Origin of the sequence: Tabrizicola soli, from assembly GCF_015999335.1 — a bacterium.
GTDB lineage: Bacteria > Pseudomonadota > Alphaproteobacteria > Rhodobacterales > Rhodobacteraceae > Tabrizicola > Tabrizicola soli.
The window spans coordinates 1-23990 of sequence record NZ_JAEACP010000032.1 but is presented as its reverse complement, the minus strand read 5'-3'; the positions used below and the strand labels follow the sequence as shown (position 1 = coordinate 23990).

At 64.1% G+C, this 23990-nt stretch carries 18 protein-coding genes and 3 pseudogenes; 15 read left to right on the top strand and 6 right to left on the bottom strand.

Annotation, left to right across the window (positions count from 1 at the left end; all coding sequences use genetic code 11):
- Positions 1-80: 80 nt before the first annotated feature.
- The 7 genes from I7S92_RS21520 (at position 81) to I7S92_RS21490 (ending at position 7531) form a co-directional block, all read left to right on the top strand.
- Entirely contained in the window at positions 81-1091 is a 1011-nt protein-coding gene (locus I7S92_RS21520) for an NAD-dependent epimerase/dehydratase family protein (protein WP_197647571.1), read from the top strand.
- A gap of 182 nt (positions 1092-1273) precedes the next feature.
- Complete coding sequence (locus I7S92_RS21515; protein ID WP_197647563.1) at positions 1274-2872, top strand: ABC transporter substrate-binding protein; 1599 nt, start codon at positions 1274-1276, stop codon at positions 2870-2872.
- Positions 2873-2915: 43 nt separating this feature from the next.
- The gene (locus I7S92_RS21510; protein ID WP_197647562.1) at positions 2916-3980 is read left to right on the top strand and encodes an ABC transporter permease; all 1065 of its coding nucleotides are present in this window, start codon (positions 2916-2918) and stop codon (positions 3978-3980) included.
- Positions 3977-4882 (top strand): ABC transporter permease, encoded by a 906-nt coding sequence (locus I7S92_RS21505; RefSeq protein ID WP_197647561.1) that lies wholly within the window; start codon positions 3977-3979, stop codon positions 4880-4882. Before I7S92_RS21510 ends, I7S92_RS21505 begins: the two co-directional genes overlap by 4 nt.
- Positions 4879-5700: an ABC transporter ATP-binding protein gene (locus I7S92_RS21500; RefSeq protein ID WP_197647560.1), complete on the top strand. Its 822-nt coding sequence runs from the start codon at positions 4879-4881 to the stop codon at positions 5698-5700. The genes I7S92_RS21505 and I7S92_RS21500 overlap by 4 nt, the downstream gene beginning before the upstream one ends.
- Before the next feature lie 2 nt (positions 5701-5702).
- Positions 5703-6482, top strand: a complete 780-nt coding sequence (locus I7S92_RS21495; RefSeq protein WP_197647559.1) for an ABC transporter ATP-binding protein — start codon at positions 5703-5705, stop codon at positions 6480-6482.
- A complete protein-coding gene (locus I7S92_RS21490) occupies positions 6479-7531 on the top strand; it encodes a dipeptidase (RefSeq protein ID WP_197647558.1) in 1053 nt (350 codons plus the stop codon). The genes I7S92_RS21495 and I7S92_RS21490 overlap by 4 nt, the downstream gene beginning before the upstream one ends.
- A gap of 310 nt (positions 7532-7841) precedes the next feature.
- Here the strand turns inward: I7S92_RS21490 and I7S92_RS21485 are convergent, their stop codons facing one another.
- The 5 genes and pseudogenes from I7S92_RS21485 to I7S92_RS21465 all read right to left on the bottom strand — a co-directional run bounded on the left by I7S92_RS21485 (position 7842) and on the right by I7S92_RS21465 (position 12198).
- Positions 7842-8582, bottom strand: a complete 741-nt coding sequence (locus tag I7S92_RS21485; RefSeq protein ID WP_197647557.1) for a siderophore-interacting protein — start codon at positions 8580-8582, stop codon at positions 7842-7844.
- A gap of 258 nt (positions 8583-8840) precedes the next feature.
- Positions 8841-9650, bottom strand: a pseudogene (locus tag I7S92_RS21480) (ABC transporter ATP-binding protein).
- Entirely contained in the window at positions 9647-10678 is a 1032-nt protein-coding gene (locus tag I7S92_RS21475) for a FecCD family ABC transporter permease (protein WP_354001354.1), read from the bottom strand. Before I7S92_RS21475 ends, I7S92_RS21480 begins: the two are co-directional and overlap by 4 nt.
- A pseudogene (locus tag I7S92_RS21470) lies at positions 10675-10908 on the bottom strand (iron chelate uptake ABC transporter family permease subunit); the annotation flags it as partial. The pseudogene I7S92_RS21470 and the gene I7S92_RS21475, both read right to left, overlap by 4 nt.
- A gap of 359 nt (positions 10909-11267) precedes the next feature.
- Positions 11268-12198 (bottom strand): annotated as a pseudogene (locus I7S92_RS21465) (IS5 family transposase).
- Between the two features lie 443 nt (positions 12199-12641).
- Between I7S92_RS21465 and I7S92_RS21460 the strand changes: the two are divergent.
- The 7 genes from I7S92_RS21460 (at position 12642) to I7S92_RS21430 (ending at position 21600) form a co-directional block, all read left to right on the top strand.
- Positions 12642-14189, top strand: a complete 1548-nt coding sequence (locus tag I7S92_RS21460) for a trimethylamine methyltransferase family protein (protein WP_197647556.1) — start codon at positions 12642-12644, stop codon at positions 14187-14189.
- A gap of 108 nt (positions 14190-14297) precedes the next feature.
- Positions 14298-15302 (top strand): glycine betaine/L-proline ABC transporter substrate-binding protein ProX, encoded by a 1005-nt coding sequence (gene proX, locus I7S92_RS21455; protein WP_197647555.1) that lies wholly within the window; start codon positions 14298-14300, stop codon positions 15300-15302.
- A gap of 96 nt (positions 15303-15398) precedes the next feature.
- The gene (locus I7S92_RS21450; RefSeq protein WP_197647554.1) at positions 15399-17468 is read left to right on the top strand and encodes an NADH:flavin oxidoreductase; all 2070 of its coding nucleotides are present in this window, start codon (positions 15399-15401) and stop codon (positions 17466-17468) included.
- 188 nt (positions 17469-17656) lie between these two features.
- Positions 17657-18610, top strand: a complete 954-nt coding sequence (locus tag I7S92_RS21445) for a quaternary amine ABC transporter ATP-binding protein (RefSeq protein ID WP_197647553.1) — start codon at positions 17657-17659, stop codon at positions 18608-18610.
- Positions 18611-18614: 4 nt separating this feature from the next.
- On the top strand, positions 18615-19553 hold the full coding sequence (locus I7S92_RS21440; RefSeq protein WP_197647552.1) for an ABC transporter permease: 939 nt from the start codon (positions 18615-18617) through the stop codon (positions 19551-19553).
- Between the two features lie 63 nt (positions 19554-19616).
- Entirely contained in the window at positions 19617-20609 is a 993-nt protein-coding gene (locus tag I7S92_RS21435) for a GlxA family transcriptional regulator (RefSeq protein ID WP_197647551.1), read from the top strand.
- A gap of 52 nt (positions 20610-20661) precedes the next feature.
- On the top strand, positions 20662-21600 hold the full coding sequence (locus I7S92_RS21430) for a LysR substrate-binding domain-containing protein (protein WP_197647550.1): 939 nt from the start codon (positions 20662-20664) through the stop codon (positions 21598-21600).
- Positions 21601-21877: 277 nt separating this feature from the next.
- On the opposite strand, the gene I7S92_RS21425 is transcribed toward I7S92_RS21430, so the two are convergent.
- On the bottom strand, positions 21878-22615 hold the full coding sequence (locus I7S92_RS21425) for an SDR family NAD(P)-dependent oxidoreductase (RefSeq protein ID WP_197647549.1): 738 nt from the start codon (positions 22613-22615) through the stop codon (positions 21878-21880).
- A gap of 149 nt (positions 22616-22764) precedes the next feature.
- On the opposite strand from I7S92_RS21425, the gene I7S92_RS21420 reads away from it, so the two are divergent.
- On the top strand, positions 22765-23664 hold the full coding sequence (locus I7S92_RS21420; RefSeq protein ID WP_197647548.1) for a LysR family transcriptional regulator: 900 nt from the start codon (positions 22765-22767) through the stop codon (positions 23662-23664).
- The last annotated feature ends 326 nt before the right edge of the window (positions 23665-23990 follow it).

The window sequence follows — 23990 nt, the reverse complement described above, 5'->3', positions numbered from 1 at the left end:
TGCGCCCCTTGTCTAAAACCGCGCCCCGTTGGATGACAATCGCACCTGTTCAGGAGAACACCACCATGACTGACGCCCCTCTGCGCCGCGTGCTGATCACCGGAACCGCCGGGTTCATCGGCTTCCACCTCGCGCGGCTGCTTCTGGCCGAGGGGTTCCGGGTCCATGGCTATGACGGGATGACCGACTATTACGACGTCACGCTGAAGCAGCGCCGGCATGCCATGCTGTTGCAAAGCCCGAACTTCACCGCGACCGAAGCGTTGCTCGAGGATCAGGCGCGCCTCGATGCCGTCGCGGACGAGTTCCGCCCCGGGATCATCATCCATCTCGCGGCCCAGGCCGGGGTGCGCTACAGCCTCGAGAACCCGCGCGCCTATCTCGATGCCAATGTCATCGGCAGCTTCAACGTGATGGAGGCCGCGCGCCGCCTTGAGGTGCGGCATCTCCTCATGGCCTCCACCTCCTCGGTCTACGGCGCCAATACCGAGATGCCCTTCACCGAGACCGAAAAGGCCGACACCCAGCTCACGATCTATGCGGCGACCAAGAAGGCCAACGAGAGCATGGCGCATGCCTATGCCCATCTGTGGAACCTGCCGACCACGATGTTCCGGTTCTTCACCGTCTATGGAACCTGGGGCCGGCCCGATCTCGCGCTCTACAAGTTCGTCGATGCGATCCTGGATGACCGGCCGATCGACATCTACAACCACGGCGACATGTATCGCGACTTTACCTATGTCGACGATCTGGTCCGCGGCATCCGGCTTCTGATCGACGCCGTGCCCGAGCGCCCGGCGGATGGAATCGTGCCCGAGGGGGACAGCCTCTCGCCCGTCGCCCCCTTCCGGATCGTGAACATCGGCAATTCCGACAAGGTGCGGCTCATGGATTTCGTGGATGCGATCGAGGAGAGTCTCGGCAAGACGGCGATCCGCAACTACATGCCGATGCAGAAGGGCGATGTGCCCGCCACCTGGGCCGACGCAGGCCTGTTGCAGCGGTTGACCGGATACCGGCCGCAGACGGATTTCCGGGATGGGATCGCCCGGTTCGTCGAATGGTTCCGGGAGTATTACGGGAAATGACCACCTTCGGGAATGGGTCCGCAACCGGGATCCGTCCGGATTCCCGCTCGCGCCATGGGCACTGAAGATTCGCGTGCTGAAGCCGACGGTTGGCCATTGACTCCTGCCCGCCGCTTTCATCCAATCCGGACAGGATCTGGCGCCTGTCGGCTCCTCAGCGAACAATCACAGGGAGATGGACGATGCAACTGAAGCATGGATTCGGCCGTGCGGCAGCCCTTGCCGCGCTGATGGCCGGCACCGCACCCATGGCACTCATGGCCGAGACGCCGGCCGATACGCTGGTGCTGGCCGATGCCATCGACGACATCGTGTCGATCGACCCGCATGAGGCGTTCGAGTTTTCGGGCGTCGACCTGAACAACAACGTCTACGACACCCTGATCGAGCTTGATCCCACCAAGCCGGGCGAGCTGGTGCCCGGTCTGGCCGAAAGCTGGGCGGTATCGGACGATGGCCTGACCTATACCTTCAAGATGAAGTCCGGCATCACCTTCTCCAGCGGCAATCCGCTGACGGCGGAAGACGCGGCGCTGTCGCTGCGTCGGGTCGTCAAGCTGAACAAGACGCCCGCCTTCATCCTGACCCAGTTCGGCCTGACGCCGGAGAATGTCGACCAGACGATCACCTTCGAGGGGGATACCGTCACCCTGAAGACCGACAAGGCCTATGCGCCATCCTTCGTCTACAACTGCCTGACCGCGGGGGTTGCCAACATCGTCGACGTCAAGACGGTGATGGCGAACGAGGTCGAGGGCGACATGGGCAATGCTTGGCTGAAGTCGAACAGCGCCGGAACCGGGGCCTATGTGCTGAAGTCGTTCAAGCCGAACGAAGGCTATGTGCTGGAAGCGCGGGAAGGCCACTGGCGCGGCGACGCCAAGATCAAGAACGTCTTCATGCAGCACATCCCCGAAGGCGCGACACAGCGGCTGCTGCTGGAGAAGGGCGACATCGACATTGCCCGCGAGCTGACCCCGACCGATATCGAGGGGCTGGCCGGCAATGCCGATATCACCGTGCAGAACGACGTGGGCGGGCAGATCTACTATCTGGCGCTGAACCAGAAGAAGCCGGAACTGGCCAACCCAAAGGTTCAGGAGGCGATGCGGTGGGCCGTCGACTATGCCGGCATGACCGACTCGATCCTGAAGGGCCAATGGGTCGTGCACCAGGCCTTCCTGCCGCAGGGCTTCCTCGGCGCGCTGACCGAGACGCCCTACAGCCTGGACGTCGAAAAGGCCAAGGCGCTTCTGGCGGAATCGGGCGTGACGCTGCCGCTGGAAGTCGGCCTCACGGTCCGCAACAATCCGGAGCGTCTGGACATTGCGACCTCGCTGCAGAACACCTTCTCGCAGATCGGCATCAACCTGGTCCTCGACGTGGGAGACGGCGCGCAGGTGCTGGAGAAGTATCGCGCCCGCCAGCACGACATCACGATCCAGACCTGGGGGCCGGACTATCCTGACCCGCATACCAACGCCTCGACCTTCGCGATGAACCCCGACAACAGCGACGAGGCGGGCAACACCGGCTACCTCGCCTGGCGGACGGCATGGGATCCGGGCGAGCTGCACGCGATGACCGAGGCGGCCGTGCTTGAGAAGGACACCGAAAAACGCAAGGCGATGTATGAGGAAATCCAGCGCAAGCACCGCGACGGGTCGGCTTTCGTGATGATGTTCCAGCAGGCGCGGCAGGACGCGATGCGCGCCAATGTGGCGGGCTTCTATGCCGGTGGGGCGACCGACTCGGCGTCCTACTGGACTGTCACCAAGTAAGCGATAGGGCCGCCGCCGAATCCGGCGGCGGCCCAAGTCTTGCATGACCGGAATCCCCGTACCGTCCCCGCGCAGCCGCCTGCTTCCCCTTCTGGGGCAGGTCGCGCTTGGGCTTGGCACCCTGGCCATCACCCTGCTGGGACTGCTTCTGATCACCTTCGTCATCGCCCGCGTCGTGCCGACCGACCCCGTGCTGTCGATCGTCGGCGAACGCGCGACCCCGGCCCAGATCGCCGCCATCCGCGACAAGCTGGGGCTCGACCTGCCGCTCTGGCAACAGTTCCTCATCTACGTGAGGGATGCGGTGCAGGGCGACCTCGGCAATTCGATCCGCACGGGCCAAAGCGTGACCTCCGAGATCGCGCGCTATTTCCCCGCGACACTGGAGCTTGCCACGCTCGGCACCATCTTCGGCACGCTGGTCGGGGTGCCCGCCGGGGTACTGGCTGCCACCCGGCCCGGCAGCATTGCCGACCAGGTCGTGCGGGTGGTGGGGCTGATGGGCTATTCGATGCCGGTCTTCTGGCTGGGGCTGATCGGCCTTCTGGTCTTCTACGGCCAACTCGATTGGGTCGCGGGGCCCGGCCGGCTGGACCCGACCTATGACATGATGATGGAGTTCACCCTGACCAGCTACACCGGGATGATCCTGATCGACGCCGCGCTGAACGGCGCCTGGGACGTGTTCGGCAACGCGGTCAGCCATATCGTCCTGCCCGCGGGGCTTCTGGGCTATGTCTCGATGGCCTACATCAGCCGGATGACCCGCAGCTTCATGATGAACGAGCTTGGCCAGGAATACATCACCACCGCCCGCGTGAAGGGGATGCCGGAGTGGCGTGTGATCTGGGTCCATGCGATGAAGAACGTGGCCGTGCCGCTGATCACCGTCATCGCGCTGTCCTACGCCTACCTGCTGGAAGGCTCGGTCCTGACCGAGACGATCTTCGCCTGGCCGGGCCTTGGCAGCTATATCACCGATGCGCTCTTTGCCGCCGACATGCCCGCCGTGTTGGGCGGGACCGTGGTGGTAGGCGTCGCCTTCGTGACGCTGAACATGGCGTCGGACATTCTGTACCGGCTGGTCGATCCGAGGGCGCGGGCATGACGGCGCTGCGGGCATGGCTGAGCGACCCGAACCCCGCCTCGCGGCGGCAGGCGCGGCTGGGGCAGGCCTGGCTGGCCTGGCAGCGCATCCGGCGCAACCGGCTGGCGATGGCGGGGCTGGTCATCGTCGGGCTTCTTCTCCTGGTGGCGATCCTCGCCCCGCTGATCGCGCCGCACGACCCGCTGGCCCAGAACCTCTCGCGCCGGCTTCTGCCGCCCGGCACCCCCGGCAACCTGCTGGGCACTGACGATTTTGGCCGCGATATCTTCTCGCGCATCATCCATGGCGCCCGGATCACGCTGTACATCATCGCGCTGGTGGCGGTCACGGCCCCGGTCCTGGGCCTGCTGATCGGCACCGTCGCGGGCTATTTCGGCGGCTGGATCGACGCCGCCCTGATGCGCCTGACCGACATCTTCCTGGCCTTCCCCCGGTTGATCCTGGCGCTGGCCCTGGTCGCCGTCCTGGGCCCCGGAATCGAGAACGCCGTCCTCGCCATCGCTCTGACCGCCTGGCCGCCCTATGCAAGGGTGGCGCGGGCCGAGACGCTGACCGTCCGCTCCTCGGACTATATCGCCGCGATCCGGCTTCAGGGCGCCTCCGCCCCGCGGATCATCGCGGGGCATGTGGTGCCGATGTGCCTGCCCTCGGTCGTCATCCGGGTCACGCTGGACATGGCGGGCGTCATCCTGATCGCGGCCGGCCTCGGCTTCCTCGGCCTCGGGGTCCTGCCGCCCACGCCGGAATGGGGGCTGATGATCTCGTCGGGCCGCAAATACCTCTTCGAGCAATGGTGGGTCGCCACCATGCCGGGCCTCGCGATCTTCATCGTGAGCCTCGGCTTCAACCTTCTGGGTGACGGCCTGCGCGATGTGCTCGATCCCCGGAGCGCCGCGCGATGAATCTCCTGGAGGTCAAGAACCTGCGCGTCACCTTCGCGACCGAGACCGGCCAGGTCCAGGCGGTGCGGGGCGTGTCGTTCTCGCTCGGGCATGAGCGTCTGGGGATCGTGGGCGAGTCCGGCTCGGGCAAGACGATGACGGGCCGGGCCGTGCTGCGCCTGGTGCGCCCGCCCGGCCGGATCGAGGCGGATGCGATGACCTTCGACGGCCGGGACATCCTGCACGCCCCGGAACGCGAGATGCGCGCGCTCCGCGGCAAGCGCATCGGCATGGTGATGCAGGACCCGAAATATTCGCTGAACCCGGTGATGACCGTCGGCCGCCAGTTGACCGAAGGCTTGCGGCTGCGCGACGGGCTGGGCCGGGCGGATGCCGCCGCCAAGGCCATCGCCGCGCTGGAGGCGGTGCAGATCCGCGACCCAAGGCGCGTGATGGACGCCTATCCGCACGAACTCTCGGGCGGGATGGGCCAGCGGGTGATGATCGCGATGATGCTGATCCCCGAGCCCGACCTCCTGATCGCCGACGAACCCACCAGCGCCCTGGACGTGACGGTGCAGGCCGAGGTCCTGTCGATCCTGGACGGGCTGGTGCGGGACCGGGGCATGGGCCTCATCTTCATCAGCCACGACCTGCGCCTCGTCGCGCGCTTCTGCGACCGGGTGCTGGTGATGCACAAGGGCCTTGTCGTGGAGGAAATCGAGGCGGCCCATCTTCTGGAGGCCCGGCATCCCTATACCAGGGGCCTGCTGAACTGCCTCCCCCGGATCGGCGGCCCGCGCGGTCCCCTGCCGGTTCTGGACCGGGCCGGGATCTGACCATGACAGCTTTGATCGAGATCGAGAACCTGACCGTTGCCTTCCGCTCCAAGGGCCGCGAGGTCCGCGCGGTGGAGGGTGTGAGCCTGTCGGTCGAGGCGCGCGAAAGCCATGGCCTTGTCGGCGAAAGCGGGTCGGGCAAATCCACGATCCTGCGGGCGATCTGCGGCATGGCGCCGGTCACGGGCGGCAGCATCCGCATCGGCGGACGGCCCGTGCCCACGCCACGCGGCCGCGCCTTTTCGACCGAGGTGCAGATGGTCTTCCAGGATCCCTACGCCAGCCTGCATCCGCGCCACACCATCGACCGCACCCTGTCGGAACCGCTGGCGATCCACGGACTGCCGGGAGCCGATGCCCGGGTGGTCCAGGCCCTGACCGAGGTGGGGCTGCCGCCCGCCTTCCGCTTCCGCTATCCGCACCAGCTCTCGGGCGGCCAGCGCCAGCGCGTCGCCATCGCGCGCGCCCTGATGCTGAAACCGAAGATCCTGCTGCTGGACGAACCGACCAGCGCGCTTGACGCCTCGGTCCAGGCCGAGGTCCTGAACCTTCTGAACCGCCTGCGCGCCGAACAGGGGCTGACCTTCCTGATGGTGTCGCACGACCTGGCCGTGATCGACCACATGTGCGATCGCATCATGGTCCTGCAGCATGGCCGCAGCGTGGAAGAGATCACGCGCGACGATCTCGCCCATGCGAGAATGACAACCGCCTATGCCCGCAGCCTGTTCGACGCCAGCGCCGACCGGATGCTGGACGGCACCACGGAGCCCACCTCATGATCCCGGTATTCGACGGCCACAACGACCTTCTGCTCCGGCTGCTGCTGGACCCGGCCCGGCGCGAGGAGATCTTCCTGACCGGCGAGGGCAAGGGTCACCTCGACCTGCCGCGGATGCAGGCCGCCGGGTTTGCCGGCGGGTTCTTTGCCATCTACCTTCCCTCCCCGACCGCGCATAACGATCCGGATTACCAGGCGCTGATGCAGAACCCGCCCTATGATCTGCCGCTGCCGGACCCGATCCCCTTCACCAGCGCGATCACGCCTGCCGCAACGGCGGCGGGCCACCTTCTGTGGATGGAACGCGCCTCGCAGGGCGCGCTGAAGGTCTGCCGCACCGCGCCCGAGGTCCGGGCCTGCCTGGCCGAGGGAACCATCGCGGCGATCATGCACATGGAAGGCGCCGAGGCGATCGACGAAAGCCTGGATTCGCTCCACCTGTTCCACGCCATGGGCTTGCGGTCGCTGGGGCCGGTCTGGTCGCGGCCGACGATCTTCGGCCACGGCGTGCCCTTCGCCTTTCCGTCCGGACCCGATACCGGGCCGGGGCTGACGGAAGCGGGAAAGCGGCTGGTCAAGGAATGCAACCGGCTGCGGATCATGCTGGACCTCAGCCACATGAACGAGGCCGGGTTCAACGACGTGGCCCGCCTCTCCGACGCCCCGCTGGTCGCCACGCATTCCAACGCCCATGCGATCTGCCCCTCGTCGCGCAACCTGACCGACCGGCAGCTGGCGATGATCCGCGACAGCGGCGGCATGGTGGGCTTGAACTTCTCGGTCTCGTTCCTGCGGCCCGACGGGCGGCAGGTGCCCGAAACCGGCTGGGATCCGATCCTGCGCCAGATGGACCATCTCCTGGAACGGCTTGGGGAAGACCATCTCGGCTTCGGCTCCGACTATGACGGCTGCACGACTCCCGACGTGATCGACGACGTGACGGGCCTGCCGAAGCTGCTTCAGGCGCTCTCCGATCATGGCTATGACCGGCCGCTGCTGGAAAAGCTGTCCCACGCCAATTGGCTGGCGCTGCTGCATCGAACGCTTTAGGTGGATCGACCGTAGGGTCCGCCTCCCCATGGAGGAGACGGTCATCGCGTCAGGCTGTCGTGGAGGGGCCCGTCGTGGCGACCGCCCGTTCCTCGGCGATCAGTTTCCGAACGACGCTGACGGGCAAGAACATCCTGAGCGGGTTCGAAGCCAGCGGCCGGAACCCTTAGCTTCCGTAAAGAATCTTGCGACGCGCGACGCGGTCAGGATCACCACAGTCCAGAACGTCAAGCATGACGACAGCGACGCCGATCGGGGCCGAGGAAGACCAAGGCCGGCGAGAGAGATGGAATGACGGCCGGACGCGAACTCAGGTCCTGGTCCAGTAGGCAGCCGAACTGATTTCGGATTTGTTCAGCCCCCGGCCTGCCAGTATCTTCCGGGCACTTTGGGCTTCGGCGGCCTCGGCCGCGAAAAAGACCGAGCGCGGACCGTCCGGTATATCCAGCATGTCCAGGCCGGCGAGCGGAGTCCCGCCCTTGTCTCTGGTAATCCAGTGCACGGAAACACCGCGAGGATGGTCCAGCGGCTGCACATCGGCGGCGCAGGGTACGACCAGGACCGCCGTTCCCCCCGCGTCGAGCGGCATCTCGGCCAACAGACGCGAGATCACCGGGACGGCGGTTTCGTCGCCGACAAAGCCGTGCCAGCCGCCGTGTTGCGGGGTTTTGCCTCCGCCCGGGCCGGCCAGCACCACCTCCGTTCCCGGCCCGACGCTGGAGCACCAGCCGGCAACATGGCCACCCTCATGCATGAATACGTCGAAGGAAAGGTGGGGAATGCCGTCGGGGTTCCACAGCTTTCTGGTGGTGTAGACCGGCTTGTGCCAGGCCGCCGCGCCTTGCGGCCATTCCGTGACGCCGTTGGTATCGACACCCGGCCAGCCGGCCCCGGACGGGCCGAAGAGCAGCCGGAAATGCAGCCCGCCGGATGCGAAGCGCGCCAGTTCGGGACCGGCCACGGTCACGCGGGTATAGGAAGGCGAGATCCGCTGCGCCTCCACCACCTGCGCGAGGGCGTGATTGCCGGGCCGGCCCTGCGGCCTTGCCATTGGGGGACGATGCCGGCGGCGGAAAATTCCTCGGTGAGATAGTCGCGCAGCATCTGCAGATGCGCCATGTCCTGCGTCGTGACCCGCAGCCGGGTCCTCTCGTGATCGGTCTGGACAAGAAGGTCGCCGCCGGAAGGGCCACGTGCAGCCTGTCCGGCTGCACCTCGACGGCGAAGCCGATTTCCTGCGCCCGGGATTGTATGGCCGGCATCACGGTCCCGGACGGGATCGGCAGCAGCGCCTCGATACCGGGCAGCGTCATGCGGCAACTCCCTGTCGGGCCGACGATCCGCGCGGGACCATCATCGGACGGCCGCTGACGGGGTCGGGAATGATGATGCTGTCGATCCGGAAGATCTCGCGGATATGCGCTTCAGTCAGGATCTCGGCCGGGGTGCCGGCGGCATGGATGCGCCCGGCCCTCATGCCCACCACGACATCGGCATGGCGGGCGGCCAGGTTCAGTTCATGCAGCACCATGACCACCGTGGTGCCGCGCTGGCGGTTCAGCCCGACCAGGAGCTCCAGCACCTCGATCTGGTGGCTGACGTCCAGGAAGGCGGTGAGCTCGTCGAGCAGTAGGATCTCCGTCTCCTGCGCCAGGGCCATGGCGATCCAGACCCGCTGGCGTTGCCCCCCCGACAGCGCACCGACGTCGCGTTCGGCCAACGCCGCCGTGCCGGTGACGTCCAGCGCATGGGCAACGGCGGCATCGTCCGCCGCACTCCACCGCGCGAAGAGGCCGTGGTGCGGATGACGGCCGCGGCTGACGAGATCGAGCACGGTGATGCCCTCGGGCGCGATCGGGCTTTGCGGCAGGAAGCCCAGGCGCCGGGCGAAGGCCTTCGGGGACAGCCGCTGCACAGGGGTGCCCTCCAGCATGACCTGGCCGGCCTATGGCGGCAAGAGCCGCGCCAGGCAGCGCAGCAGCGTGGATTTGCCGCAGGCATTGGCGCCGACGATCGCCGTGATCCGCCCCGCGGCGATATCCAGGGTTACATCCTGCAACGCCGGCAGGGAGCCGTAGCCGACCGAGAGGCCATGCGCTTGCAGCAGGGGCTGGCTCATAGTCCGGTTCCTTTCCGGTTCTCCCGCAGGATCAGATAGACAAGGTAAGGCGCCCCGAGGATGCCGGTGACGATGCCCACCGGATAGCGTGCGGGCAAAAGGAACTGCCCGGCAAAATCGCAGACCAGCACCATGAGCGCGCCGATGCCGGCTGCGGGCACCAGGACCGGGCCGTCTCGTCCCGTCAGCCGGGCTGCGATCGGGCCGGACAGAAAGGCGACGAAGGATACTGGCCCCGCATTTGCCGTGGCGACCGCGACCAGCCCCACCCCGGCCAGGATCACGCTGATCCGCAACCGCCGCAACCGCACGCCCAGGGCCGAAGCGGCCTCGTCGCCCATCCGCATCATGTCCAGATCGCGCGCCCGCCAGAGGAGTACGCCCCCGCAGAGCATCAGCGTCAGGACGAGGGGCAGCGACTGTTCCAGCCGCGCGCCGTTGACGCTGCCCGACAACCAGCGCAGGGCCTCCTGCAGCGACCAGGAGGGCGCCCGCGACAGGGTATAGGCCGTCACGCTTTGCAGCATGGCGGAAAGACCGATCCCCACAAGGATCAGCCGGGCGCCGGCGACCTCGCCGCGCCAGGCCAGGAGGAAGATCAGCAGCGCCACGCCAAGCCCCGCCACCACCGCATAGACCGAGACGACGGGCCCCGTCATCGACAGGACCACGATGCAGAACACCGCCGAGGCGCTGGCCCCCGCGGTGATGCCGATGATGTCCGGGCTGGCCAGCGGATTGCGCAACAGCGTCTGGAACGCCGTGCCGCCCAGGCCGAACGCGGCCCCGGCAAGGATGGCCTGCAGCGCACGCGGCAGGCGCAGGCTGCCGATGGTGAAACTGGCGCCCGCGACCTCGTCCCCGCGCAGAACCTGCCAGACGGTCGCCGGGGAATGGGTGGACTGGCCGACCATCAACGTGACGGCGAAACCGCCGAACAGCATCAGCGCCAGCAGCGCCAGGACGCCGCCGCGCCGCCGCAGCCGGGTCCGGCGCTGCAAGGCGATGGTTCCTGCCGTCAGGCTCACAGCGCGGTCACCTTTCGCTGCCGCACGATCCAGATGAAGATCGGTGCGCCGATGAAGGCGGTGACGATCCCGGCGTCCACCTCGGCCGGGCGCGCGACCATGCGGCCGGCGACATCGGCCAGGATCAGCAGCGAGGCTCCGTTGATGGCGGCGAACGGCAGGATCAGACGGTAATCCACCCCGAAGACCAGGCGGCAGGCATGGGGGACAACCAGGCCGACAAAGCCGACCCTGGCCAGTTCTTCGGCGAGCCGACCTTCAACTACCACGATGTCGCCAGGGACAGCGCCACCATCCTGGCCATCCACGATTTCGGCAATGGCCTGAGCCTGCGCAGCAACCTGCGCTACAGCGACCTGACCAACGATTTCGGCTATCTCTACATCACCGACACGGCCAGCCGCACCGGCACCGTGGTGGACCGCGACTATTTCGGCACCGACAGCAGCGCCGAAGAGCTGATCGGCAACGTCGTCCTGCAATACGACACCACCTTCGGCACCGTCGCCAGCAGCTCGCTGGCGGGGCTGGAGTTCCGCGACGCCACCAGCCGCGGTGAGGTTCGGACGTCCCCTTTCCCCGGACAGACCTATCCTGCAACCTCTGTGATGGGTGTGCCGAGGGCGGTGAACCCGTTGAGGACGGCGATATGGACTTGGAACTCTGCAACCTGGCGGTCGAAGTCCCGCGCCGACAGGCGCTGTCCGAGGAGTTTGACGCAGTGCATCTTGGTTTCAGCGCGGCTTCGGCGGTGGTAACCGCTCCGTCGTCGCCAGATGGTTCGCCCACACGCTTCGATGTCCGCAAGATTTCGTTGCGCGCGACAGCCCCTGCACTGTCAGGTTCCAGGGTTTGGCGTTCTTGCGGGGCGGGATGATTGCGGCGGCACCTCGGGCGGCGATGGCGTCGTGGCACTTGCGGGTGTCGAAAGCACCATCGGCTGTGATGCCGGCGATTTCCTGTTCGGGCGGGATCTGGTCCAGCAACGCAGGCAACATGGGCGCGTCCCCCACGTCGCTGGTGGCGAACTCGGCGGCTCGGATCTCCAGTGTCTTCTCGTCGATCCCGATGTGGATCTTGCGCCAGATCCTGCGCTTGGTGCCTCCGTGCTTGCGGGCGTTGCACTCGCCTTCGCCTTCGACCTTGATCCCGGTGCTGTCGACCAGCAGGCGCAACGGGCCGTCCGAACCGCGATAGGGGATGTTGACCTGCAGGGTCTTCTGGCGGCGCGACAGCGTGCTGAAGTTGGGCACAACCCAGTCCAGGCCGATCAGACGTAGCAGGCTCTCAACAAACCCTGTCGTTTGCCGTAGCGCCATGCCGAACAGCACCTTCATCGTCAGGCAGGTCTGGATGGCGGCGTCGCTGTAGTCGCGCTGTCGCCCGCGCTTGCCAGTGGGTGCGGCTACCCAAGTCATCGAAGGATCGAACCAGATGGTCAGCGAGCCACGGCGCTTCAGCGCTTCGTTATAGGCGGACCAGTTTCTGGTCTTGTAGGTCGGGGGTGTTGGTCGGCTCATGCAGACCAGCTACCACGCTGGATTCACGAGATGAATCCCTCAAGCGATTTGTGCAACGGAGCCCGGCGGCGGTCTCGTTCCTGGTCGGTCCTGACGGCGGCTGGATCAACGGCCAGGTGTTGCGCGCGAATGGCGGCATGGTCTGAACGCGTGGGACGGAATCGGACCGGACTGTTCAGCAGCGCTGACCAGCCCAGGGTCTTGGGAGCCCGCGCCGCGGGACCGCGTCTCCATCGACAGGCTCAAGCCATCAAGGGCAGATGGCATGGTGTTCCAACACCATGCACGCCCGCCGGGCATCGGATGAAGCTGCCATTCGCCCCGGAATTGATAAGTGCAGCTTACGCCCCGGGTCACTTTTTCCCAAGTTGTCCGCTTGTCGGGAGACCTCTAGCAATTCTCTCGTAAGTCCAAATGCGGCCATACGGGAGCTACTAGCGACAATGACCGGCACAGCTGTCTCTCGACGTGAAACCCGACGCGGCCGTCGTGGCGCGCAAGACTGGGTTGCAACATCGCCCCAGATCAGCAGCCGAATCCCCGAACGGCAGATTCCGGTCTACGACCTGATCTCGAATGACGGGGTCGAGTTGATCCACGAAGCCTCGATGCGGTTGCTGGAAGAGCAAGGCATCGAGTTCCGTGACCCCGTGGCGCTAGACACCTGGCGGCAGGCGGGTGCCGAGGTGGATCTGGCCACGTCGAACGTGAAGATCGACCGCAACCTCTTGCTGGAACTCGTCGCGCGGGCCCCGTCAGACTATGTCCACAACGCCCGCAACCCGGAACGCTCGGTCAGGATCGGCGGCCGGTCGATGGGCTTTGCGCCGATCTACGGCTCGCCCTATGTCCGCGACCTGGAGGGGCAAAGACGGTATGCCCGGCTGGAGGACTTCGAGAACTTCGTCCGCCTCGCCTACATGGTGCCCTCGCTGAACATCTCGGGCGGGACGGTCTGCGAGCCGACGGACGTTCCGGTGGCCAAGCGCCATCTCGACATGCTTTACGGCCATATCCGCCTATCCGACAAGCCGTTCATGGGCGGCGTGACCCACGCCTCGCGCGCAGAAGATTGCCTGGAGATGTGTCGCATCCTGTTCGGCGCGGATTTCGTGCAGGACAACACGGTCATGACCTCGCTGACCAACTGCAACTCGCCCCTCGTCTGGGACGAGACGATGCTGTCGGTGATCCGGGTCTATGCGGCCTCGAAACAGGCCTGCATCATCAGCCCGTTCATCATGCAGGGGGCAAACACCCCGATCACCACTGCCGGGGCGTTTTCGCAACTGAATGCCGAGGCGCTGGCCGGGGTCGCCTATGCCCAGCTTGTCCGCGCCGGGGCGCCGGTGATCTACGGCGCAACGCTCTCGACCGTTTCGATGAAAAGCGGGGCGCCGATGTATGGCACCTCGGAAACGCAGGTGCTGACCTTCCTGACCGGGCAGATGGCGCGACGCTACAAGCTGCCGATGCGGACGGGCGGGATGCGGCACGGCGCCAAGGCGCTGGACGTGCAGGCCGGGTTCGAATCCCTCCAGACCATGCTTCCCGCCATCCTTGCGGGGGGCAACTTCTTCCTGCATTCGGCAGGTTGGATGGAAAGCGGGCTCTCCGCATCGTTCGCCAAGTTCATGCTGGATGTCGAGCAGCTGTCTATCCTGCAACGCCTGACGCAGGGGATTTCGCTGACGCCGGCGGATTTCGCGGCGGATGCCATCGCCGAGGTGGGGCCGGGCGGCCACTTCCTTGGCTGCCAGCACACGATAGACCGCTACCAGACCGCCTTCTTCGTGCCGCGCACCTCGGACGTGAACACCTACGAGCAATGGCACGAGGAAGGCGCCAAGGATTCCGCCGTTCTGGCGACCGAGCTTGCGGCAAGGTCCCTGGCCGAATACGCCCCGCCGCCGCTGGACGAAGCGAAAGACGAGGCGCTGCGGGACTTCATGCGCAGGCGCAAATCTGAATTGCCCGACGGGATCGAATAGGCCCGTCCGCAACGCCCCAGCAGGGGGCAATCGAACGAAAGTACTCGCCGGGTCGCATCCAGGCGGGGCCAACAAGAAAGACAAGCCAACCATCAGGGAGTAAACACGATGTCCTTTCTCAAAAGCAGCCTGGCGGTCATCGCGACCACCGGCAGCATCATGCTCTCGCTACCAGCTTTCGCCGAAGGCCTGCCCGGCGAAGGCAAATCCATCCAGCCCATCGCCACCGGCCAGACCGGGCACATCTTCCAGCACGCCATCGTCCAGATCGGGCTGGAGCGTCTGGGCTACGAAGTGAAGGACTCGCTTGAAGCCCAGTATCCCCCCATGCACCTGGCCATCGCCGAGGGTGATGCCGACTATACCGCGATCCACTGGGACCGGCTGCTCATTCCAATCTACGAACAGGCCGGCGGCGATGAAAAGCTGATCCGCATCGGCACTTTGACGCCGAACGTGACCCAGGGCTACTTCATCGACAAGGCGACCTCCGAGAAATACGGCATCACCAATCTTGGCCAGTTCACTGACCCGGCGGTAAGGGCGATCTTCGATACCGACGGCGATGGCAAGGCCGACCTGACCGGCTGCGAATCCGGCTGGGGCTGCGAACTGGTGATCGAGCATCAGCTTGACGCCTTCAAGCTTCGCGACAGCATCAGCCACAACCAGGGCAGCTATTACGCGCTGATCGCCGACACGATCACCCGCTACAAGGCCGGCAATCCGATCTTCTATTACACCTGGTCTCCGCTCTGGGTCGGCTCGGTGCTGAAGACCGGCAAGGACGTGGTTCAGTTGAACGTGCCGTTCTCGTCACTGCCCGGCAACGAAACCGCCAATACCGAACAGCCGGACGGCAGCAATTCGGGTTTCGAGCTGAACAACATCCGCATCGTCGCCAACCGGAAATTCGCGGAAGAAAACCCCGCGGCCGCACGCTTCTTCGAACTGGTAACGGTGCCGATCGAGGACGTGAACGCGGAACTTCTGACCGAGTACGAAAGCGAAGCCGACCGCGCGCAGATCTACGAGAATGCCGAAGCATGGATCGCCGCGCATCAGGAACAATTCGACTCCTGGATCGCAGAGGCGACCAAGGCGGGCCAGTAATCCGGTCGGCAGACGTGACACGGTGGGGCGGTTCGCATCGCCCCACCCGACTCCTCATTCTGACATTTCCGCACATCGACCGGGACCCGATCCGTCATGACCAGCCCGACCAACAGCTTGGCCGAAGCCGACGTTCACTCCACGCGCCGCGATCCCTTGCTTGAACCCCTGAAGATCAGGCACCTGACCCTGCGCAACCGGATCATGAGTACCAGCCACGCCTGCGGGCTGGAAGAAGGCGGGATGCCCGCCGAACGCTACCAGCGCTACCACGAGGAAAAGGCAGCCGGCGGGATCAGCCTCAGCATGTTCGGCGGGTCCTCCAACGTCGCGCCGGATTCGCCCTCGGTCTTCCAGCAGCTTTACGTCGGGGATGACCGGATCATCCCATATTTCCAGCAATTCTCGCAGCGGATGCACAGCCAGGGCGCGGCGCTGATGTGCCAGATCACCCATCTTGGGCGGCGTGGCGAACCCTATGCCGGAAACTGGCTGCCGACCATCGGGCCCTCACCTATCCGCGAAACCCTGCACCGCAGCTTTCCAAAGGAAATGGACGACCATGACATCGCCCGCGTCGTAAAGGCGTTCGGCGCGGCGGCGCGGCGCTGCAAGGAAGGCGGACTCGACGGTCTGGAGACCTTGGCCGCGGGCCACCTGATCGGGCAGTTCATGTCGCCCGCCATGAACAAGCGGACCGACCGTTTCGGCGGCTCGCTGGAAAACCGGATGCGCTTTCCGATCCTGGTACATCAGGAAATCCGCCGCCAGACCGGCGACGATTTCATCGTGGGGATGCGCCTGACGGTCGAAGAGGGCGGCGAGGGATGGCTGTCGCTCGATGATTGCATCGCCGCCGCGCAGCTCTTGCAGTCCGAAGCCGGGATCGACTTTTTTAACGCTACCTACGGGCGGGCCGATACCGAACGCGGACAGGCCCGCGACAGTATGCCGGGGATGGATTCCCCGATTGCCCCCTGGGTGACACAAGTGGGCGCATTCAAACGCGAGGTCGGGCTGCCGGTCTTTCACGCCGCGCGCGTGCTGGACGTGGCCTCGGCACGCTATGCCATCCGCCAGGGGCTGCTTGACATGGTCGGCATGACCCGCGCCCATATCGCCGACCCGCATCTGGTCCGCAAACTTGCGGCGGGGCAGGAGGACCGGATCCGCCCCTGCATCGGCGCCACCCATTGCATGTCGGGCTACAGGCCCGCCTGCCTGCACAATGCAGCCACGGGACGCGAGGCGAAACTGCCCCATCACGCAGCCCAGGCAGAAGCGCCGGGGCGCCGGGTGGTGATCATCGGCGGCGGCCCCGCCGGGCTGGAGGCGGCGCGCATTTCGGCCGAACGCGGCCACCATGTCGTCCTGTTCGAAGCGGCCCGCGAACTGGGCGGCCAAATCCTGCTGGGCGCCAAGGGATCGTGGCGCAAGGATCTGCTCGGCATCGTCCAGTGGCGCGAGGCCGAACTGGAACGCCTTGGCGTCGAGGTCCGCCTCAACCGTTATGTCGAACCCGACGAAGTCCGCGCCGAAAATCCCGATGTGGTGATCATCGCGACGGGCGGGATGCCCGACCTCGGCTGGCTTCCGGGGGCAGAGCTTTGCACCAGCGTCTGGGACATCCTGACCAAGGACGTGGCGCTCCGCGACAACTCGATCATCTATGACGGCACGGGTCGCCATCCCGCCCTTCTGTGCGCCGAAATGGCAGGCGACCAGGACAAGGCGACGACGCTGGTTTCGCTCGATGTCCAGATGGGCCAGGATCTGGTCTACGGCGAAAGGTTCGGCTGGAAGCGCCGGATGCACCAGCTTCACACGCCGATGCTGATGGAACACCATCTGCGCCGCGTCCAGCGCGCAGGCAACGAACTTGAAGCTGTCTTCGTCAACGAGGTCACGCTGGAAGAAAAGGTGCTGCGCGCCTCGCAGGTGATCGTGGAATGCGGCACCCTGCCCCTTGACGGGCTGTACCGCGACCTGCGCTCGGCCTCGGTCAACGATGGCGTGACCGATCTCGACGCCCTGATCGCCAGCGCGCCGCAGCCGATCCGTGCCGGGAAGGGCCAGTTCGAACTTTACCGGGTGGGTGATGCCATCGCCAGCCGCAACATCCACGCGGCCATTCTGGATTCGCTGCGCCTCTGCGCGACCCTTTGACTCCTGCCGGACAAACACCAGCATGGACTACGCCGACCCAATGCCGGACAGACCAATGACAGGCGAATGGAGGACCCCGATGTCAAGACCACCTTTCGCCTGCCCGAGATCGGAGACTGCCAGTGTCTGACCCGCAGATTGAATGCCGCGCGCTGTGGAAGATCTACGGCAAACGCCAGGTCGAGGCGATGCGGGCGGTGCAGGAGCGCAGCCTCTCCAAGGAAGAGGTCCGCGACGAGTACGGCTGCGTGCTCGGGGTGCGCAATGTCAGCTTCAGCGTCGAACGCGGCGAAATCTTCTGCATCATGGGCCTCTCGGGGTCGGGCAAGTCGACGCTCGTGCGCCACATCAACCGGCTGATCGACCCCACCTCGGGCGAGATTCATGTGGCGGGGGCAAGGGTCGACCGGATGGGCGAAACCGAGCTGCGCCAGCTGCGTGCCGAGAAGATCGGCATGGTGTTCCAGCACATGGCGCTCTGGCCCCATCGTACGCTGGCGGAAAACGCGGCCTTCGGCCTTGAAGTGCGCGACCTCTCACCCCCGAAACGCCGCGCCGCCGCGGAAAAGGCGCTGGCCGCGATGGGTCTGGAGGGCTGGGCGGACCACTACCCGGACCAGCTTTCCGGCGGCATGCAGCAGCGGGTCGGCCTGGCCCGCGCGCTGGCCGCCGATCCGGAAATCCTTCTGATGGACGAACCCTTCTCGGCGCTTGATCCCCTTATCAGGCGGCAGTTGCAGGATCAGTTTCTGGACCTTTCGACCAAGCTGAAGAAGACGACCGTATTCATCACGCACGATTTGGACGAAGCGATCCGCATGGGTGGACACATCGCGATCATGAATGATGGCGAGATCGTCCAGATCGGCACGCCCGAGGAAATCGTCACCCGCCCCAGCGACGACTATGTGCGGGAATTCGTCAAGGGTATCTCCCGCATCGGGCTGGTGCGGGCGGAAACCATCATGACACCACTTGACGGTCGCCAGGCCACGCCAAAAACCATTTCCACCGGCTCCCGGCTCGACGCGGTCATTGACCTATTCCTGTCCGACCAGCAGCCGCTGACCGTGATTGACCCGCTCGGCTCTGCGGTTGGGCAGATCACCATCACCGATGCGCTGCGCGCGCTGCGAGGGTAGTCGCATGAAAACGGACCTCTACAACATCTTCGACACAGAATGGGTGCCGGTTGGCGACTGGATTGAGGCGACGCTGAAATACGTCGTGGAGAACATCCGCTACATCTTTCAGGCGATCAAGGTGCCCTTCGATCTGGTCCTTCGCGGGTTCGAAGGCGCCCTGACCGGCGCCCCCGACCTGCTGATCTACGCGATCATCCTGCTGGTCGCCTGGCAGGCCGGCGGCCGCAGGATCGCTCTGATCGCCGGGGCCTCGATGCTGGCCATCGGGCTGATGGGCGCATGGGAACCGGCGATGACGTCGCTGTCGATCGTGCTGACCTGCGTGATCTTCTGCGCCCTCATCGGCATCCCGCTCGGAATCTATGCCGCGCGAAGCGATCGGTTCTGGCTGATCCTGCGCCCGATCCTTGACCTGATGCAGACGATTCCGTCCTTCGTGTACCTCGTCCCCGTCGTGATGCTGTTCTCGATCGGCAACGTGTCGGGGGTCATCGTCACCTTCATCTATGCGCTTCCCCCGGTGGTGCGCCTGACCAATCTCGGCATCCGCCAGGTGAGGCCCGACATGGTCGAGGCCGCGCGCGCCTTCGGCGCAAGCCGCCGGCAGACCCTGCTGAAGATCGAGCTGCCGCTGGCAGCGCCGACCATCATGGCCGGGTTGAACCAGACCATCATGATGGCACTGGCGATGAGTGTGGTCTCCTCGATGATTTCGGTCACGGGTCTGGGCCAGATGGTCCTGCGGGGTATCGGTCGTCTGGACATGGGCATCGCCACTGTCGGGGGGCTTGGCATTGTCTGCTTGGCCGTCATGATCGACCGGGTCTCGCAAAGCTTTGGAGTATCTGCCCGAGACCGGGGTCATCGGAAATGGTATGAGACCGGGCCCGTCGGTGCCTTTTATCGACCCCTCGCCAAGTTTCGCCATGCTGCAAAATAACCCGACCTGTAAAGCCGATCCCATTGGCGCTCGAGTATTCCCTTCAATGGAAGGTTTCCTTGTATGACCCTCCTTCGAACAAGAGAGTTCAATTCGCGCCCCGAAGAAAACGAGCCGTCGCATTTCGTGTTTTTGCTCTTGCCGCAGTTTTCGCACCTGGCTTTTTGCTGCGCCGTCGAACCCCTACGCCTGGCGAACCTGGTGAGCGGCGAGACTCTCTTTCGCTGGACTGTTGCCAGCGAGAATGGCCAGCCAGTCATGGCGTCCAACGGCTGCAGGCTGGATGTGGACTGCGGGCTTGAGCGTACACGAGGCGCCGAGCGTCTAATGCTGATCACCGGCAATGACGTACGAAAGGTGTTGCCGCCGGCGGTTCAGGCCTATCTCAGGCGCGAACGCGCCGCTGGTACGCCGTTGGCAGGGCTTGGGGCCGGGGCCTATGCCCTTGCGAAATGCGGTTTCCTCGACGGGATGGACGTGGCGGTGCACTGGGCGTACCACGACATCTTTGCTGAAACTTTCCCTGAGGTTCGGCCAGTGCGCACTGTCTTCGTCGCGCATGAGAGAATCCTGACCGCAGCCGGCGGCACGGCCGTGGCCGATCTGATGCTGCACTTGATTCGGCAGACGCATGGAGAAGACCTTGCCACATTGGTGGCAGACCAGATGGTCTACAACGCGGTGCGCGAAGAAAGTGCAGCTCAGCGTGTCTCTATCCAGTCGCGCCACGGCATGCGCAGCGGGCCGCTGGTGAAGGCAATCGCCATCATGGAAAAGCACATCGAAGAGCCGGTTTCGCCTGTTACGATTGCCCAAGAACTTGGGATCTCGACGCGCCAACTGGAGAGATTGTTCAAGAAGTTCCTGTCTTCCACCCCGAAGACCTATTTCAATGCGATGCGGCTCGATCGCGCTCGCAACCTCCTCGTGCAGACCGAACTTTCAGTCACCGAAGTCGCGGTTGCCACTGGTTTTGCCTCCCCTTCGCATTTTTGCAGACTGTTTCGTGCCCATTTCGGCCGATCGCCGCACGCGCATCGCACGACCTTGAACTAACGCCTCGCCGGTCTGGTGGCGAACCCGTGACCTGCAGCATAACTCCGTGGAAATGATGGCCCGGGACGGCTATGAGCGTGGTATGCACAGGCTTCGCTTCATCTTGCCGCCGCCAAACCTCCTCGTCACCTTCGAGGCGGCAGGTCGACTGATGAGTTTCACAAGAGCTGCTGAGGAACTGAACGTGACGCGTGTCGCCGTAAGTCAGCAGATCAAGGCCTTGGAAACCTATCTTGGAGTGTTGTTGTTCCACCGCGAGAATAGGTCACTGTCGTTCACCCATGTCGGAAAGCGTTATCATGACGAGATCGTGGCATCCCTGGAGAGAGCAGTTCGCGCCACCGCCGACATTGTCGGCAAGCCTGACAGCAATATCCTCGTTGTCACGGCGACCACTGGCTTTGCCACCTACTGGCTGATGCCGCGGATCGGGACCTTCCGCCATCAGTACCCGGAAATCGACCTGCGCTTTGTCGTCTCGGATCGGTATCTGGATATTGCCGAGGAAAGCATTGATATCGCGATCAGATATGGCGCGCCGCCCACCATGGATGTAAACTATGAGTATCTTCAGCAGGAAATCATCGCGCCCACCTGCTCGATCGACTTCATTGCGCCAGGCCGCACACTGCGCCCTGAGGACCTGGAAACCCTCCCGCTGATCCATCTTGACGGTCCCTACGACCAGCAGACCCGCTGGCAGAACTGGTTCGAAATTCATGGACGAAAGGATTTCCGCCTGAAGGGGGGGATCACCGTCAACACCTACACGAACCTGGTCCAAGCCGTGCTGGATGGTCAGGGTTTTGCCCTGATCGGCACGCCGTTGATGGAGGCGTTCCTTGCATCCGGGAAATTGATTCAACCTGTCCTGGCCGAACCGATCAAGCGCAGATCATTCTACCTTGCAACCCCGGCTACAAGACGGCCAACACTTGCCGGAGAAGCGTTCATCAGTTGGATCCGAGAGGCATTCAAACTCTCGGTCTAATGGGCCACCTCTTGTATTTCCGACAAGCGCAACTGGCGCGACGTCCGGGTTGGCGCGTGATGCGCCCGATGGTCAACGATTTGCACGACTGGATGCGGCCGAGCCGCCGGAGTTCCACAAACCCAACGGCCTCCCCATGGCGCTCCCGACCGGCTGCCAATTAAGATCTTCCATGCAAATCTTCACGCGACGGCGCATCGCAGCTTTGGATTCAGCAAGAAGTGGAGTCAGGACGGCGCTTACACCAGTGCTGCCAAACTATCGACCGATCGGAGTCTCAGCCTGGAAGGCTGAGCTTGCTCATTCGTCCGCCGTCGACAGTCCAGACCTGGCCCGTCACAAACCCGGCCTCTTCCGAGGCCAGCCAAACTACGAGGCTTGCCACTTCTTCGGGCGTTCCAGTCCGTCCGACAGGATGAATCCTGCCCAGCCCTGCCTTGAACGAAGTCGGGTCCGGCATGCTCTCGATGAAATCCATGTTCAAGTCCGTATCGATCCAGCCGGGTGCTACAGCATTGCACCGGACACCTTCCGGGCTGTGATCTATGGCGATTGCGCGGGTCAGCCCATGCAGGCCGGCTTTGGATGCGCAATATGCTGCATGTTTGGGGTTTGAACCCAGGCCTTCCGTGGATCCGATGTTCACAATGGATCCACCGACGGCGCGCAGATGGGGTAGCGCGGCTTTGATCAGCATGAATGGTGTGGTCAGGTTGACGGTAATATTCCGCTCCCACTCTTCCAATGACATGTCTTCGGCGAGCACCTCCTGCATCATTCCGGCATTGTTGACAAGTACGTCAATTCTGCCCGCACGCCCTGCGACCTCTTCAACCAAGGCAGCCGCGGAACTCGGATCCGCAAAATCCACCGAAATGCTCTCGAACTCGTCGTCTTTGCCGCGTTGAGCCGTGAACACCTTGGCTCCTTCGCTTTCCAGGCGGCGGGCGATCGCTCGCCCAATGCCACTGCGCCCACCCGTTACCAAGGCAACCTTATTGCGAAAGCGTTCCATCACGTTGTCCTTTTCGATGTGTCTTTACCTGGCATGCCGCCATGGCGGTGGTTTCCGCGCCGTTAGCTTGCTTTGGAGTCAACATAGGGCGAGACAAACTGTTCGACTAGATGCTATAATGTGATAGGCTTGATAAGGGCATCTTATAAATGTCGAAGCATCATCTGGACGATCTGGCCACCTTTATCGTCGTCGCGGAGGAGAAGAATTTTACCAGGGCCGCCAAACGCCTGGGCATATCCCAGTCAGCCCTGAGCCAGACCATTCTTGCATTGGAAGCCCGTCTTGGCCTGCGTTTGCTCACGCGAACCACCAGACGGGTCTCGCTTACTCCCGCTGGCGAGCGCATGTTGCATGTGATCGCTCCGCGGATTGAAGAGATTCAATTGGAATTGAAGGCACTGGGCGACCTTCGAGATAAGCCGTCCGGGTCCATCAGGATCAGTGCAACAGAATATACGGCGGAAGCCATTCTTTGGCCTGCTGTTTCCGGGCTCATTAAATTGTATCCCGATATCGATGTCGAGGTATCGAGTGATTATGGCTTCGTGGATATCGTTCAGGATCGCTTCGATGCGGGGATCAGGCCTGGCGATACTGTCGAGAAGGACATGATTGCAGTTCGCGTTGGACCCGATATCAGAATGGCTGTTGCCGGGTCTCCGGACTATTTTTCATCCTTTCCCGCACCGCATACCCCAAACGAACTTACCGAACACAATTGCATCAATCTCAGGCTTCCGCGCCATGGCGGTATGTACGCCTGGGAATTCGAGAAAGGAGGGCAGAGGATCAACGTCCGTGTCAAAGGACAATTGGTGTTCAATTCGGGGAGGATGGTCGTAAATGCAGCCTTAGGCGGCCACGGGCTCATCTACCTGCCGGAAAGCCAGCTCGCGCCTTATCTGAATGAGGGTCAGCTTGTTCGCGTACTCGATGACTGGTGCCGTGTCTACACGGGCTATCATCTCTACTACCCACGCAATCGTCAGCCAACTCAGGCCTTCTCCTTGCTCGTCGAAGCGCTGCGTCACAACGGAAAGTCATGATTTTCTGGCTCTGTAGGTCGACCGCCTGAAAGAATCGATCCACGCAAGCCGATAATTGCGTCGATCCTCCCCTGGAACCGTCGATCCTCCAGACAAATCGGTCCAGACCCAAATCTTGCGACAGACCCCATCCGCTTCCAGCGGCTGCAAGGCGTCTTGGGCGGGTTGTTGCGGTCCGGCGGGCGGGCCGCATGCTCTCTAGGGTCAGGACCCATTGATTGGCTTGAGGCGACCCGGCCTGCATGATTCAAGCTCCCGAACTGACGGGGGTGAAGATGAGCAACCTTTTCTGGCTTACGGACGAACAGATGGAGCGGCTGACGCCG

Coding starts and splice junctions, on each gene's coding strand:
- I7S92_RS21515 (WP_197647563.1), top strand. CDS start 1,274: ATGCAACTGAAGCATGGATTCGGCCGTGCGGCAGCCCTTGCCGCGCTG.
- I7S92_RS21510 (WP_197647562.1), top strand. CDS start 2,916: ATGACCGGAATCCCCGTACCGTCCCCGCGCAGCCGCCTGCTTCCCCTT.
- I7S92_RS21505 (WP_197647561.1), top strand. CDS start 3,977: ATGACGGCGCTGCGGGCATGGCTGAGCGACCCGAACCCCGCCTCGCGG.
- I7S92_RS21500 (WP_197647560.1), top strand. CDS start 4,879: ATGAATCTCCTGGAGGTCAAGAACCTGCGCGTCACCTTCGCGACCGAG.
- I7S92_RS21495 (WP_197647559.1), top strand. CDS start 5,703: ATGACAGCTTTGATCGAGATCGAGAACCTGACCGTTGCCTTCCGCTCC.
- I7S92_RS21490 (WP_197647558.1), top strand. CDS start 6,479: ATGATCCCGGTATTCGACGGCCACAACGACCTTCTGCTCCGGCTGCTG.
- I7S92_RS21485 (WP_197647557.1), bottom strand. CDS start 8,582: ATGGCAAGGCCGCAGGGCCGGCCCGGCAATCACGCCCTCGCGCAGGTG.
- I7S92_RS21460 (WP_197647556.1), top strand. CDS start 12,642: ATGACCGGCACAGCTGTCTCTCGACGTGAAACCCGACGCGGCCGTCGT.
- proX (WP_197647555.1), top strand. CDS start 14,298: ATGTCCTTTCTCAAAAGCAGCCTGGCGGTCATCGCGACCACCGGCAGC.
- I7S92_RS21450 (WP_197647554.1), top strand. CDS start 15,399: ATGACCAGCCCGACCAACAGCTTGGCCGAAGCCGACGTTCACTCCACG.
- I7S92_RS21445 (WP_197647553.1), top strand. CDS start 17,657: ATGCGGGCGGTGCAGGAGCGCAGCCTCTCCAAGGAAGAGGTCCGCGAC.
- I7S92_RS21440 (WP_197647552.1), top strand. CDS start 18,615: ATGAAAACGGACCTCTACAACATCTTCGACACAGAATGGGTGCCGGTT.
- I7S92_RS21435 (WP_197647551.1), top strand. CDS start 19,617: ATGACCCTCCTTCGAACAAGAGAGTTCAATTCGCGCCCCGAAGAAAAC.
- I7S92_RS21430 (WP_197647550.1), top strand. CDS start 20,662: ATGATGGCCCGGGACGGCTATGAGCGTGGTATGCACAGGCTTCGCTTC.
- I7S92_RS21425 (WP_197647549.1), bottom strand. CDS start 22,615: ATGGAACGCTTTCGCAATAAGGTTGCCTTGGTAACGGGTGGGCGCAGT.
- I7S92_RS21420 (WP_197647548.1), top strand. CDS start 22,765: ATGTCGAAGCATCATCTGGACGATCTGGCCACCTTTATCGTCGTCGCG.